The organism is Nocardia sp. CA-129566, assembly GCF_050956075.1.
Taxonomy (GTDB): domain Bacteria; phylum Actinomycetota; class Actinomycetes; order Mycobacteriales; family Mycobacteriaceae; genus Nocardia.
Map to the genome: position 1 here is coordinate 2,806,050 of NZ_CP192085.1, position 13,075 is coordinate 2,819,124.

The 13,075-nt window shown below is 66.7% G+C and carries 18 protein-coding genes; 11 read left to right on the forward strand and 7 right to left on the reverse strand.

From position 1 onward, the window contains the following. Positions 1–20: 20 nt before the first annotated feature. Entirely contained in the window at positions 21–1,025 is a 1,005-nt protein-coding gene (locus tag ACQP0C_RS12600; protein ID WP_433733095.1) for a TerC family protein, read from the forward strand. Here ACQP0C_RS12600 and ACQP0C_RS12605 read toward each other — a convergent pair. The 3 genes from ACQP0C_RS12605 to ACQP0C_RS12615 form a co-directional block, all read right to left on the reverse strand. Continuing rightward, the gene (locus ACQP0C_RS12605) at positions 1,022–1,576 is read right to left on the reverse strand and encodes a hypothetical protein (RefSeq protein ID WP_433733096.1); all 555 of its coding nucleotides are present in this window, start codon (positions 1,574–1,576) and stop codon (positions 1,022–1,024) included. The two genes, ACQP0C_RS12600 and ACQP0C_RS12605, sit on opposite strands and share 4 nt — an antisense overlap. A 116-nt stretch (positions 1,577–1,692) precedes the next feature. Beyond that, positions 1,693–1,977 carry a YciI family protein gene (locus tag ACQP0C_RS12610; protein ID WP_433733097.1) on the reverse strand — a complete coding sequence of 95 codons (285 nt, stop codon included), beginning with the start codon at positions 1,975–1,977 and terminating at the stop codon, positions 1,693–1,695. Positions 1,978–1,993: 16 nt separating this feature from the next. Beyond that, positions 1,994–2,560, reverse strand: a complete 567-nt coding sequence (locus tag ACQP0C_RS12615; RefSeq protein WP_433733098.1) for an amino-acid N-acetyltransferase — start codon at positions 2,558–2,560, stop codon at positions 1,994–1,996. Positions 2,561–2,694: 134 nt separating this feature from the next. Here ACQP0C_RS12615 and pgsA point away from each other — a divergent pair, with 134 nt between their 5' ends. The 5 genes from pgsA to pspM all read left to right on the forward strand — a co-directional run bounded on the left by pgsA (position 2,695) and on the right by pspM (position 6,516). Further along, positions 2,695–3,351: a CDP-diacylglycerol--glycerol-3-phosphate 3-phosphatidyltransferase gene (pgsA, locus tag ACQP0C_RS12620; protein WP_433733099.1), complete on the forward strand. Its 657-nt coding sequence runs from the start codon at positions 2,695–2,697 to the stop codon at positions 3,349–3,351. After that, on the forward strand, positions 3,348–3,842 hold the full coding sequence (locus ACQP0C_RS12625; protein WP_433733100.1) for a CinA family protein: 495 nt from the start codon (positions 3,348–3,350) through the stop codon (positions 3,840–3,842). Before pgsA ends, ACQP0C_RS12625 begins: the two co-directional genes overlap by 4 nt. 141 nt (positions 3,843–3,983) lie before the next feature. Beyond that, entirely contained in the window at positions 3,984–4,424 is a 441-nt protein-coding gene (locus ACQP0C_RS12630; protein WP_433733101.1) for a helix-turn-helix domain-containing protein, read from the forward strand. Positions 4,425–4,626: 202 nt separating this feature from the next. Further along, positions 4,627–5,463, forward strand: coding sequence for a phage shock protein PspA (gene pspA / locus ACQP0C_RS12635; protein ID WP_433683825.1), 837 nt, complete (start codon positions 4,627–4,629; stop codon positions 5,461–5,463). 156 nt (positions 5,464–5,619) lie between these two features. Next, complete coding sequence (gene pspM / locus ACQP0C_RS12640) at positions 5,620–6,516, forward strand: phage shock envelope stress response protein PspM (RefSeq protein WP_433733102.1); 897 nt, start codon at positions 5,620–5,622, stop codon at positions 6,514–6,516. Positions 6,517–6,552: 36 nt separating this feature from the next. Here pspM and ACQP0C_RS12645 read toward each other — a convergent pair whose 3' ends face one another. The 3 genes from ACQP0C_RS12645 to ACQP0C_RS12655 all read right to left on the reverse strand — a co-directional run bounded on the left by ACQP0C_RS12645 (position 6,553) and on the right by ACQP0C_RS12655 (position 8,961). Continuing rightward, positions 6,553–7,857 carry an IS4 family transposase gene (locus tag ACQP0C_RS12645; protein WP_433733103.1) on the reverse strand — a complete coding sequence of 435 codons (1,305 nt, stop codon included), beginning with the start codon at positions 7,855–7,857 and terminating at the stop codon, positions 6,553–6,555. 543 nt (positions 7,858–8,400) lie between these two features. After that, a complete protein-coding gene (locus ACQP0C_RS12650; protein WP_433733104.1) occupies positions 8,401–8,820 on the reverse strand; it encodes a hypothetical protein in 420 nt (139 codons plus the stop codon). A gap of 15 nt (positions 8,821–8,835) precedes the next feature. Further along, positions 8,836–8,961 (reverse strand): hypothetical protein, encoded by a 126-nt coding sequence (locus tag ACQP0C_RS12655; protein WP_433733105.1) that lies wholly within the window; start codon positions 8,959–8,961, stop codon positions 8,836–8,838. Between the two features lie 40 nt (positions 8,962–9,001). Here ACQP0C_RS12655 and ACQP0C_RS12660 point away from each other — a divergent pair, with 40 nt between their 5' ends. The 3 genes from ACQP0C_RS12660 (at position 9,002) to ACQP0C_RS12670 (ending at position 11,229) form a co-directional block, all read left to right on the forward strand. Then, positions 9,002–9,349, forward strand: coding sequence for a hypothetical protein (locus ACQP0C_RS12660; protein WP_433733106.1), 348 nt, complete (start codon positions 9,002–9,004; stop codon positions 9,347–9,349). 82 nt (positions 9,350–9,431) lie between these two features. After that, positions 9,432–10,193: a DUF4239 domain-containing protein gene (locus ACQP0C_RS12665; RefSeq protein ID WP_433733107.1), complete on the forward strand. Its 762-nt coding sequence runs from the start codon at positions 9,432–9,434 to the stop codon at positions 10,191–10,193. A 58-nt stretch (positions 10,194–10,251) separates the two neighbouring features. After that, positions 10,252–11,229, forward strand: coding sequence for a hypothetical protein (locus ACQP0C_RS12670; RefSeq protein WP_433733108.1), 978 nt, complete (start codon positions 10,252–10,254; stop codon positions 11,227–11,229). A 15-nt stretch (positions 11,230–11,244) separates the two neighbouring features. On the opposite strand, the gene ACQP0C_RS12675 is transcribed toward ACQP0C_RS12670, so the two are convergent. After that, positions 11,245–11,649, reverse strand: coding sequence for a hypothetical protein (locus ACQP0C_RS12675; RefSeq protein WP_433733109.1), 405 nt, complete (start codon positions 11,647–11,649; stop codon positions 11,245–11,247). Between the two features lie 236 nt (positions 11,650–11,885). On the opposite strand from ACQP0C_RS12675, the gene ACQP0C_RS12680 reads away from it, so the two are divergent. Both ACQP0C_RS12680 and ACQP0C_RS12685 read left to right on the forward strand, forming a co-directional pair. After that, on the forward strand, positions 11,886–12,059 hold the full coding sequence (locus ACQP0C_RS12680) for a hypothetical protein (protein ID WP_169810825.1): 174 nt from the start codon (positions 11,886–11,888) through the stop codon (positions 12,057–12,059). Between the two features lie 155 nt (positions 12,060–12,214). Next, a complete protein-coding gene (locus ACQP0C_RS12685; protein WP_433733110.1) occupies positions 12,215–12,919 on the forward strand; it encodes a PIG-L deacetylase family protein in 705 nt (234 codons plus the stop codon). Positions 12,920–13,075: the final 156 nt, after the last annotated feature.

Genomic DNA, 13,075 nt, shown 5'->3' on the forward strand with positions numbered 1-13,075 from the left:
CTTGCCGCCCCGGAGCCCGCATGCACGTAACCGCACTCGAGTGGACGCTGACCATCGCGGTGATCCTCGGCCTGTTCGTCTTCGACTTCTTTGCCCACGTTCGAACGCCACACGATCCGACCTTCAAGGAATCCGGCACTTGGTCGGCGATCTACATCGGCCTCGCCCTGGCATTCGGCGGATTTGTCGCCTGGCGCTGGAATTCGACTTTCGCGGGGGAGTACTACGCGGGCTTCGTGACCGAGAAGGCGCTCTCGGTCGACAACCTGTTCATCTTCCTCATCATCATGTCGACATTCGCGGTGCCACGGATCTACCAGCAGAAGGTGCTGCTCATCGGCATCGTGCTGGCGCTGGTCATGCGCGGGGCGTTCATCGCCGTCGGCGCGGCCGCGATCAGCGCGTTCAGCTGGGTGTTCTATCTGTTCGGACTGTTCCTGGTGTACACGGCCGTCAAACTGCTGCGCGAGAGCGGACATGAGGTCGAGCAGGAGGAGAAGCGCGACAGCCGGATCGTGGCGCTGGCCAAACGCGTGCTCCCGACCACCGATGAATACGACGGCGACAAGCTCGTCGCCCGGATCGACGGGCGCCGCGTGGTGACCCCGCTGTTGTTGGCGCTATTGGCGATCGGCTTCGCGGATCTGCTGTTCGCGCTGGACTCCATCCCCGCGATCTATGGTCTCACCGAGCAGCCCTATATCGTCTTTACCGCGAATGCCTTCGCGCTCATGGGATTACGGCAGCTGTTCTTCCTCATCGGCGGCCTGCTGGACCGGCTGGTCTACCTGTCCTACGGACTGTCGGCGATCCTGGCGTTCATCGGCGTCAAACTGGTGCTGCACGCATTGCACGAGAACACCTTGCCTTTCATCAATGGCGGTGAGCACGTCAAGGTACCGGAGATTTCGACACCGGTCTCGCTGGGTGTCATTCTCGGCATTCTGGTCATCGCGACGGCGGCGAGCCTGCTCAAAACCCGTGGTGTGGCGGCCCGAACGGCCGCGAGTCGGATCGGCGACTAGAACAGCCGGTGGTGGTCGGGCGCGATCTCGAAGCCGTGTCCGTTCGCTTCGTTGCGGCAGGTCACCCCGGCGGGCTGGGCCAGGCAGGTGAATCCGTACACACTCAGGCTCGACCCGACCGGCAGCACCGGTCCGCCGCTGGCCTGCGCGCCTGCCATCGGCGGTCCGTCGAAGAAGCCCCGGTTCACGCAGAGATATCCGGGGCTGTCGCCGACGGCGAGGACGGCCGCGCTCGGGTCGCTACTCCAACACGCCTGCATCTCCCGCGGGGCTGGGCCCGTCACACCCTGACAGCCCACCGATCGTCTCGGCTGTCCGAACGGCTCATCGAGTAGGCCGCAGGCGATGGCGCGGTCGGCGGTTCGGAAGTAGTAGCCGTCATCGGCGCGGTACTCCCGTTCGTCGGCCATGCCGGGGTGCGGCACGGGGTGACCAGCGACCACGGGCCTTACCGGTTCACTGGACTCCGCGCCCAGGTCGGGCGATGAGCATGCGGTCAGCGAGAGGGCCGCAGCCGACATCGACGCGAAAATCGCGGCGGATATGCGCATACGGGGGAGTCTGCGGCCCCGGAGGCGGGTTCGCCGAGAACCCGCACCGGTGTGTCGCCAAAAGTTTGCTGACTATCGGGTGTCGAACCGTGACACGCGGCGGTCAGCCGGCATAGTCAGGATGCGAAGGTGCCCATCACCGGCAGCCACTCCACCGCGCGCACCGCCTCGATCAGGTTCTCGCGCGCGAACGGATCCTGCGGCAGCAGTCCCTTGATCGTCGCCTCGTCCGCGACCTGGAACAGCAGCAGTGCGCCGGATCCGTCCGGGTAGGGGCCGCTGGTGAGTAGCGAACCCGCCTCGACCAGGCCGGTCAGCCAGGCCCGGTGTTCGGGCCGGAAGGTGTCGCGAGCCTCGATGGTGGCATCGGAGTAGGTGTAGTGCACGGCGAAAATGGGCACGATCGGTCCGTTCTGATCAGAGGTTGAGCAGCATTCGAGTATTGCCGAGGGTGTTCGGCTTCACATAACTGAGATCGAGGAATTCCGCGACGCCGGGATCGAAGGTCCGGCACATCTCCGCGTACACCTCGGCGGTCACCGGTGTGCCATCGATCTCGACGAATCCGTGCCTGCCGAAGAACTCCACCTCGAAGGTGAGCACGAACAGCCGCCCCAACTCGAGTTCCCTGGCCACCGCGACCAACCGCTCCACGATCAGCCGTCCGACCCCGTGCCCCTTGACATCGGGATGCACCGCGACGGTGCGGACCTCGCCGAGATCGGCCCAGAGCACATGCAGCGCACCACAGCCGACCACCCGGCCGTCGAGTTCGGCCACCCAGAATTCCTGCACCGCCTCGTACAGCGTGACCAGGTTCTTTTCCAGCAGGATCCGACCGGCGTAGACATCGACCAAGCTCTTGATCTGGGCCACATCGGAGGTTCGGGCGCGTCGCACGATCGGGCCAGATTTGTTCGCGGCAGGTGCCGCGCCCGGATGCGCGTCGCTAGTCGAACCACCTAGTGGTCCCCGAGAGGTCATGGGGTGCACAGTAGTCCGCCCGGTTACCGATACTCTGAACGTGTGCCGCACATCTACCCGCTCCGCTCACCGCATCGCTTCGGCATGCGTTCCAGCGGCGTCGCGGGGGGTATCGCCACGGTCGAGGCGGGGGCATGAGCGTGCAGCCAGAAGAGATCGATCGACGCTGGGTTGAGCCGGTGGTTCGCACCGGATTCGCACCGACCCCGGCCGAACCCGCCGTTCCGCTGATGAATATCGCGAACGTGCTCACCATGCTGCGGATCGCGCTGGTCCCGCTGTTCGTGCTCGCGCTGTTCGCGGGCGGCGGACATCAGACCGGCTGGCGTATCGCGGCCGCCGCGCTGTTCGGCATCGCCGCGATCACCGATCGCTTCGACGGACAACTGGCACGCAAATACGGACTCGTCACCGACTTCGGCAAACTCGCCGATCCGATCGCGGATAAGGCGCTGATCGGTTCGGCGGTGATCGGACTGTCCATGCTCGGCGATCTGGCGTGGTGGGTCACCCTGGTCATCTATGGCCGTGAGATCGGAATCACGCTCCTGCGGCTGGCGGTGGTGCGGCGCGGGGTGATTCCGGCCGGTCGCGGCGGCAAATTGAAGACGCTGGTGCAGTCGGTCGCGATCGCGGTGCTGCTGTTGCCGCTGCACGGGGGACCGGCCACCGCGGGAATGACTTTGATGTATGTGGCCGTCGCGCTGACGGTCGTCACCGGACTCGATTACCTGGGGCAGGCGGCGCGGGTATGGCTCGCGGGAGGTCCGGGCCGGACGCGCGGCGCATGACCGATCCGCTGACAACTGGCGCACCGGTCGTCGAGTTGGTGCATGCGCTGAGCGCGGCCGGACAGACCGTGGCGACCGCGGAATCACTGACCGCGGGCCTGCTCGCGGCGACCATCGCCGGGGTGCCGGGGGCGAGCGCGGTGCTGCGCGGCGGACTGGTCGTCTACGCGACCGATCTCAAACACAGCCTGGCCGGTGTCAGCGACGAGGTGCTGGCGACGGAGGGCCCGGTGGCCGCGAGTACCGCCGAACAGTTGGCGGTCGGGGCTCGGCTGCGCTGCGGCGCGGATTGGGGGATCGGGCTGACCGGTGTCGCCGGACCCGACTCCCAGGACGGACATGCCGTCGGCACGGTCTTCCTCGGTCTGGCCGGTCCGGGGCATACCGAGGTCATGCGATGGACGCTGCGCGGTGACCGGTGGGCGATCAGAATCGGCGCTACGCACAGCGCGGTTCGGGAGTTGCGTCGTATCGTGGGAGACGACCGCTGACGCCGGCGACATGCTGGCGGCATCGAGTTTGCCCCCGTGGGAACCAACCGACCCGCGTTCGACGTTGTGCCAGAAAGGACGGCGTGCGCAGCGCTGGCAGGCGCCCGCGGACCCGGTTACTGGGAGCTGAAGGAGAACGACATGACGCTGCTGCGAGAGGCAATCGGGGACAGTCTGCGGCGTGCTCGTCTCGCCCAGAGCCGGACCCTGCGTGAGGTCTCCACCTCGGCGCGCGTGAGCCTGGGGTATCTGTCGGAGGTCGAGCGGGGCCGCAAAGAGGCCTCCAGCGAACTGCTCGCCGCCATCTGCGCGGCCCTTGATGTGCCGCTGTCGCGGGTGCTCTGGGATGTGAGCACGATCATGGCCGGTGTCGACGGGCTGCCCGTCGAGGCGCCCGCGCAGACCGCCGACGCACCCGAGTCGGACCGGACGGCCGCGGCCGAGCCCGCCGCCGAGGCCGCGCCGGAGCCGGCGACCGCCAGTATGTCGGCGGCCGGGGCCCGGACCAAGATCGCCGAGGACACCCGGATCGTCATTCCGGCCCCGAAGGCGGACATGCTCGTTCTGGTGAAGAGCAACTGATCAGACGACAAGAGGTGACGTCGGTGACCGGCGCTGCGGACCGGCGCCGAAAGCGGATAGATTCTGTAATAGGCGTCGGTTGGGCCGGGTTCGCCCGGCCCGGGTGCCAGATGGTGGAGGATAGGCACATATCGAGTGCGTGACGGTCGCGCACTACAGTCGCGGTAAAGCGCGGCGCATCTTATGGAGGCGGGATCAATCGATGGCTAATCCGTTCGTCAAGGCCTGGAAGTACATGATGGCCCTCTTCGATTCGAAGATCGAAGAGCATGCGGATCCGAAGGTCCAGATTCAGCAGGCTATCGAGGAAGCTCAGCGTCAGCATCAGGCCCTCTCGCAGCAGGCCGCGTCGGTCATCGGCAACCAGCGTCAGCTGGAGATGAAGCTCAATCGTCAGCTCGACGATGTCGAAAAGCTCAACGCCAATGCGCGCCAAGCCGTTCTGCTAGCCGACCAGGCCGCGGCGGCGGGCGATACCGAGAAGGCGATCCAGTACACCAACGCCGCCGAGGCGTTCGCCGCACAGTTGGTCACCGCCGAGCAGTCGGTCGAGGACCTCAAGGTGCTGCACGACCAGTCGCTGCAGGCGGCCGCGCAGGCCAAGAAGGCGGTCGAGCAGAACGCGATGCTGCTGCAGCAGAAGGTCGCCGAGCGCACCAAACTGCTCAGCCAGCTGGAGCAGGCCAAGATGCAGGAGCAGGTCTCGGCATCGCTGCAGCGGATGGATTCGACGCTGTCCGCGCCCGGCACCACGCCGAGCCTGGATGCGGTGCGCGAGAAGATCGAGCGCCGCTACGCGAATGCGCTGGGTGCCGCCGAACTCGCGGGCAATTCGGTGCAGGGCCGCATGCTCGAGGTGCAGCAGGCCAGCATCCAGATGGCCGGGCACAGCAAGCTGGAGCAGATCCGCGCCTCGATGCGCGGCGATGCGCTGCCCGCCGGTGGTGCAACCGCGCCCGCGATCAATCCGGGTGCCGCGCAGGTGAATCCGGCGCAGCCGCAGCCGCAGATGAACAAGGGCCAGACCGCGCAGCAGTAGCGGGAAGTTTCCACAGCGATACAGCTCGGCGAGGACTGGTTCGGTGAAGGACATGGCACGGGTACCTGGCGGGTCGGCCGTCGGTCATGCTCGGGCCCTGCCTGTCTGGACTCCGCAGGTCGTGCCGAGCGGGTTCGCGCTCCCGGGAGGAAGCCGATGAGCTCGCAGGAGCATCGCGAACAGCTCAACCGCGGTCGGATCGGCCGCCGCCGCAGTGCGGCCATCGTGCGCGCGCAGTCGGCGCTGGCCCCGCAGCCCGGGAGCCTGCCCGACAGTCTGCGTGAGGTGGGCGAGCACGCGCTGGTCGCGGTGCGGCGCTGGGCGGATCCGCGCGAGCGGGAGTTGCGCAAGCGCCGTCGGGCCCGTCGGCGCAGTTTCCAACTCGGCACCGTGGGTGGTCTCACGACGGCGGGAACCGTGGGGCTCATGGTGATTTCGGCTCCGGTGTGGGCCGTGGTGGTGGTCGGCGGAGGAGCAGTGGCGTTGGTCACCGGTACCGCGCTGAGCGCTCGCCGCTATCTACAGCTGCGCAGCGCCCCACTGCCGCAGGCGGCCTTCGTACCGCGCAAGCAGCCGCCGCCGTGGTCATCGGCGCGCGGGCCGATCGCCCGCCTGGTTCGCGCCGAGAAGGCGCTGCACGGCCTCGGCACACAGATCGCCCGCTCGAACCGGCTGCCCGAGGACGAACTCACCGACATGCTCGAAACCGCGACATCGGGTGCGGCGGCGCTGCACGCGCTGGCCGCCGACGTCGCCGCGATGGAGCAGGCGCTCGGCGCCATGGGGCGCACCAAATCCGTTGCGGCAGTTGGCCTTACCGAGAACATTCAATTCGCGCTCGGTCGCCTCGACAGCGGCGTCGCCGAATACGAACAGGTTGTCGCGGCCGCCGGGCGCATTCTCGCGGTCCCCGAAAGCGCTGTCCTGCGACACAATTTCGATGCCATCGTGGCGGATCTGCGGCATGCCGCCGACCGGTTGGACGGCTGGGCGCAGGCGCTCACCGAGGTGGCCGATCAGCACGCGCCCACTCTTCCGCCGCAGGGGGGTTAGTCGCAATGCCGCTCACATAGGCCGGTTGGGCTGTCGTCAACCGCTGTTGATCGTGATGTTGATCGTGATCTTGTAGCTGTTTCGGTCGATGTTGCCTTTGGCGCGGTGTTTGGAGATTGCGCGTTTGACGATGCGGGGGCATGTTCGCTGGCGGCGGGCGGGCAGGAGGTGGTCGAGCACAGCGTGGCCGATCGTGCCGATGAGGTCGATGGTGGTGCCTGCGATGATTCCGGCTGCGAGTATGAGCTGGTCGCGGGCGGTGTTGAGAGCGATGCTGAAGCTGGCTCGGTCGGCGGTGGTGCCGGTGGTGACGGTGGCATCGGTGATGGCGATGCGCAGGGCTTGGTAGGTGACGAGCAGGGCGTAGATCTCTTGGGCGATGCCGTCGGGAGTGCGGGCTCGCAGTACTCGTCCACCGAGGATGGTGGATTTCAGTTCCAGGTAGGAGGTTTCGATCTCCCATCGCTGGTGATACAAAGACACCAATTCGGGTGCGGGGTAACGCTTGTGGTCGGTCAACGTGGTGATCAGCAGGTAGCGTTCTGTGCGGGCAGGGCCGCCGGATTGGTGGACGAGGATGGTCGCCGCGATCACGCGGACGGTGGTGGTGCCGATCCGCGTGAGCCACGAGTTGTCGCCGCAGCGGCCGGTCACGGGGAGTTTCCGGTTGTTGCGGCAGCGGAACAGCAGATCGGCTCCGGTGCCCGCGACGGCGCCGATGAGGTCCGCGGCGGCGAAGTTGCGGTCGGCCAGTAGCAGCATGTCGTTGCCCAGGCAGCCCAGCAGGGGTGGTGTGTAGGTGATCTCGCCGACGCTGGGCGTCCCGAACACGGCGTCGATCACGGTGCGGGTGCCGCAGGCGACCACGGCCAGCAGCCGCAGCATCGGATACCCGGACGGGCCGTTGCCGCCGCCGGCGTGACCGTAGGCGGCCACGTTGGCCGGGCTGTCGGGGGTGAACATCGAGGTGCCGTCGATCGCGCACACCAGCAGGCCCCGCCACCGGGCCGCACCCGCTGCGGGGCCCTTGATCAGGTCGAACAACGCACGCAGCGGTGCGATGCCGATCCGGCGGCGGGCTTGGGACAACGCCGAGGACACTGGATCGGCGACCGGCACACCGGCCAGGCCCGCGGTCATCCGCGCCCACACCTGCTCGTAGCCGAGCTCGGCGAACAACACTGCGGCCAGCAGCAGATACACCACCACCCGCGACGGCAGTGCCCGGACCCTGGCCTGCACCGCCCGGGTCGACTCCAGCACCGCGTCGACCATCTCGAACGGGATGATCCGGGTCAGTTCTCCCAGGTGACCGGGTGCGAAAGCCCCTGTGGCTACCACTGATTCACGTTTGATGACACACTGAGCAGACAGCGGAACTCCAGCTTGAAGGATTGTCTTGGCCGACGAACCTTCTCTACTAGAGTTCCGCTGTTTTCATCTCACGACACCCAGCACCGCAACCGAATTCGCAACCCCTGCTCACTCACCACCACGACTTGACAGCCAGGTCACCGGCCTATGTGAGCGGCATTGGGGTTAGTCGACTATCTCGGTGCCGCGCAACAGTTTGCGCGGGAGCGGTGATTCGGTCGATGCATCGAGGGCTTCGACACGGATTAAGTCTGACCCACACCCGCCGCACGCCATGCCCTACTGCTCGTCGAGCGTAGTGATATGGCGGTGTGGGCGACCACCATTCGACTGCATTCGATGGAACTCCTCTGGACGCGGCCCGCCGACTGGGACGCGTTCACCGCTGGTGTTGCCAACGGTGAATTCGACCGGTCTGCGTAGCTGCTACCGAACTGCTGGGGCACTGACAGTTTCAGGATCGGATGGTGTGTTCCGCGACAGTCCAGGCGCGGGCCTGGTCGCTGATGGTTACCCCGAGTCCGGGGCGGGATGACAGGTGCATGCGGCCGTCGGCGATCTCGAGGCGTTCGTTGAACAGCGGATCGAACCATTCGAAATGCCGCTGCGGCCCACCGAGGCTCCGGCCCACAGGAGCTTGTCCCAGATCTTGGCGATATCGCTGGGGCCATCGCCGAGTAGCGCCGGGGCCAGCTCGCGGGCGTGGGCGAATTGGCCGGGTCCGCCCGCGCGTTTGGCGTAGCCGATGCCGGTGCCTTCCAGGCCGGCCTCGGTGGTGATCTCCGCGAACAGCACCGCGACCTCGGTCATCGGCTTCTGCCTGCCGGTGAGGACCTTGGCATCGCTGATCCCGGTGGGCAATGGCAGTGTGACCGACGAGATCTTGACGCTGTCGATCCGGTCGAGCACGGGTGAATCAGTTGTGGTCATGGTGATTCCTACGGGTCAGGCGATCGTCTTCACGAGCGTGGTCAGCTCGGCGAGTTCGGCCCCGGTGAGATCGGTGAGCGGCGGGCGCACCCGGCTCGATGGTCTGCCGACCGCGGTGAGACCGGCCTTGACGATCGACACCGCGTATCCGGGGCGGCGATCATGGATATCGAGGTAGGGGATGACGAAATTGCGCAGACGGTCGCGCGATCGCGGTCACACACCGCGCTGTTTCGTGTGCTCCACCATGAACGCCTTCGGCAATATCGCGGGCATCGTCACGCCGATCGTCCTCGGCTATCTCGTTGCCTCGGCCGGCTCGTTCGATACCGCGCTGTGGTTCGTGTCGGCACATGGGCTACTCGCCGTGGTCGCCCTCGCGGGCATGGGCATCCTCCGACGCGTCGAATTCGACGTTGCCACCGAAACCCGCAGTGCCCCACGACTATCCGACGCCTCCGCACGAATTATCGTGGGCGGTCATCCATCCGGGCGGCGGCGCCGAATAACTGGTGATCGACGCTGTTGACGATCGCCGTGGGCGACCTCGGCGATCCAGCTATGCGGCGAGATTCGTTGTGCCGGTTCGTCTTGGGAGGTGGCGTCCCTACATGGTTCTGATATTCCTCGTCCCCGCCGTAGCGGCGGTTATCGCGGTGGCCATCTTTGTCGTCGGGGATCGACTGCGGCCGCTGTCGTGGGTGGAGACCGATGATGAATCGGCCGGATCCCTCGTACTCGAGCTGATCAATACGCTGTTTCTGGCCGTGGTCGCCTTCGTGGTGGTGATCCTCTGGCAGGAGTACGACAATGCGCACAATCACACCATTGCCGAGGCGAAGGCGCTGGTGGATACCTATTGGACCGCGCATGCGCTGCCCGATCCGCAACACCGGCAGATCCAGGGGCTGGTGCGGGATTACACCGATCAGGTGCTCACCCAGGAGTGGCCGATCATGCAGGCGGACCGGCGGCTGAGCCAGCCGACGCAGCAGACACTCGACAGCTTGCGTGATGCCGTCGCATCGGTGAACTCGACGGATCCGGACGTCGCCGAAGTGCGCACGAAGGCGATGGACAGTCTCGACGCGGTCGCCGAGGCGCGTCAGGACCGGGCCATGGACGCGAGCTATCACATGCCCGGATTCCTCTATGCGGCTTTGTGGTTCGGCACGGTACTGCTGCTGTGCACCGCGGTGCTGAATGGCGTCGAGGTCACCAAACGCAGTTTGCTGATGACCGCGCTGCTCGGTGTCGTCGTCGGCTCGGCGGTGCTGGCGATCTACAACCTCGATCGGCCGTTCTCGGGCGGAAACAGCGTTCCGAGGGACGCCTTCGAATACGCGATGTCCCGCTATCAGAACATCACCTGACGAGTCATTTCGGACCGGATAGCTGCGACGGATGGGGTATCGGCAGATGGTGTTCGTGATGCGAAGACGAGGGGCCGCACGGGGATTCGCCGCGGTAGCGACGATTCCGCTGGCGGCGGGGCTGTTCGCGGGGCAGCCCGCTCGCGCGGATTCGGTGCCGCCCGAGTGGCCGTTCATCGGTGCTATCGGTACCGGCAGTGCGTCTTATGACACGGTCGGAACAGGAAGTGCGGCGGCGGATTTCCGCAATGACGGTATCGGTAGCGGTTCCGCCGGAGGCGCTCTGGATCTCGAGCCGAGAAGCGGCACGAGAGGCGGCGCGCCCCTCGCCACCGGCAGTGCGATTCCGGGTGGCGCGACCTCGGGTGGCACCATGCCGGGCGGTGCGGCGGCCGGTTTCGGCGCGACCGACAGCGCTGGTCGAGCCGACGGCGCCGATGACTCATTCGGACATCCGGTGCCGCGCGATTCGGCGGCTGGTGCGGGCGAGGCGTTGGGGCTCGATCCGGGCAGTGTTCAGTCGGCCTGCACCGGTAGCGCCGTAATCGGCAGCGCGACAATCCTGCTCGGGTCGGCCACCGGTAGCGCGGGGTCGAGCGGCAGCGGGGTGGTGGGCCCCGCTCTGGTGGGCACCGGCTCGGTCGGTTCGAGTGGATCCGCGCTCGGCAGTGTCGTCGTCGGCAGCGCGGTCACCGGAAGCGCGCTGCTGAGCTGTCTGCTCTTACTTCCGGCTCCGGTGCCGCCGGAGCCCGGCATCCCCCTCCAACTCGGCCCGCCGGCACCCGGCCCACCGCCACCACCGATATCCGCGGCACCGGTCGTCCCGTCGGAATTCCCCGCTGCCGCACCGGCACCCGCGAAAGTGCCGGAAACGCCGATCCTCGCCGCACCGCACCGGTCGCCGGACACGGTGGTCGAATCCACCCCGGATCCGATTGCCTGGAACCTGCTGGAACTGGTGACGGTCATGGTGGTCACGGTCCTGACCGTGGTGCGCAGGATCTCGGTCGGCCGCCACGCCAAGCGGGCCGAATGACCGCCGGTGGCAGTGCTATTCGGACTTCGCGGAATCGCGCTGCTCGGCGATGCGGCGCCGGATTTCGTCCCAGGACATCGGCAATTCGTCGACCGGTGCGGTGAAGAAGACGAAGGTGGCCTCGCGCATGACCTTTCGCTTGCGCTGCACGGTCGACCTGTGCGGTTCGGCGCCCGCGTAGGCATAGATCGCCGCCTTATCGGTCCAGGCGGAGTAGGTCCAGAAGGTGCCCTTCCACATTTCCGCCTTCAAAGCGACACCGAGCGCGCCGGGGGAGCGGCGGGCCTGGCGCCACAGTCTCAGCGAAGCCAGCAGGAATGCCGGTGCGTGCCGAACGGACTCGACCTCGAGACGGGAGGCCATGCACTGCGCCTCGGGTGCGGTGGGGGCGTTGACGGTCATCCACGGAAGGGTGGGCATGGGCTGCTCTTTCGACTGAAGCGACGGGCTGGTCGCGCCTGGGCGGCGACTGCGCTCAAAGGTTCCACACCCTGGCCCATCTTGTCAATGACAAGATTGTGGGAGTGCCCTCAGGGTGAACCCTGATCTTCACCCGGATATCGCTGCTGAGCTGGTGATTTATCGTTTTCGGGCTGCCAGCATGGAGGGGTCGGATCGTCGGATGACGGTTCGCCCGAGACCTTCTGGAGGCTGGCATGTTGTGGAAAATCATCGGTGTCGTAGCGGTCGTCTGGATCGCGCTCGCCATCATCGGTGCGTTGATCAAGGGGCTGTTCCCGATCCTGGTGATCAGCGCGGTCGTCTTCGGGCTCTACCTGCTGTACAAGGCGGTTTCGGGCTCGGACAACTCCACCGTGAGCAAGCTGTAGCAGCCGCCGGAGCAAAGCCGCACGCCCGCCGGGACTTACGGGCGGCGCGGTATCGAGAGGTAGGCCGTGTGCCGCCCGCTGTGGGCGGGACACGGCCTGCCCGCGTTTCGGGCAGCGGTCAGGTGTGCGTGCGGGCGTCTGCTTGAATGATCCGCGTGGAGCATGTTCCCGAAGATTGGCAGCGCGGCCTCGTGATCGTGGCCCACCCCGACGATATCGAATACGGTGCGGCGGCCGCCGTGGCGCGATGGACGGGACAGGGTAAGGACATTCGCTACGTTCTGGTCACCTCGGGTGAGGCCGGGATCGCGGGCATGCCGCCCGCCGAGGCCGGCCCCCTGCGCGAGGCCGAGGAGATTGCCGCCGCCAAGGTGGTCGGCGTGCACGAGGTGGAATTCCTCGGCTATCCGGACGGCCGCGTCGAGGAATCCCTGGGCCTGCGTCGCGATCTGGCCGCCGCGATCCGCCGCCATCAACCGGAGTTGGTGGTGCTGTTCAACTTTGGTGACACCTGGGCGCCCGGCTACGCCAATAGTGCCGACCATCGCGCCGTCGGGCGCGCCGCCCTCGACGCGATCTCCGATGCGGGCAACGAGTGGATCTTCCCCGAACTCACCGAAACCCCGTGGTCGGCCCGCTTGGCCGCCGTGGTCGGCCCCAATGGCACTCATGCCGTCGATGTCACCGGCACCCTCGAACAGGCCGCCGCCTCACTGGCTGCACACCGCCGCTATCTCGAGGTGCTCAGCCCCGAGCCGGTCGCCGACCAGGTTCGCGCAGTGATCGATATGGCAACCGCTGCGAAGCCGGGCTTCCCCGCCGCTCACGCCGTCGGCTTCGAGCTCTACTATTTCGGCTGATCAGTTCCTTGTGACCGAAGTCAACATCGGATCCGCTGCGACGAATGTGTGGCGGTTATCACGTTTCCGTGGTGGCGACCAGCCCGGTCGTCGGGCCGACTTGCCCGATGAATTGCGTTGCCGGGTGTCAGCTGGTTATCTGCGGTTGTGGTCAGA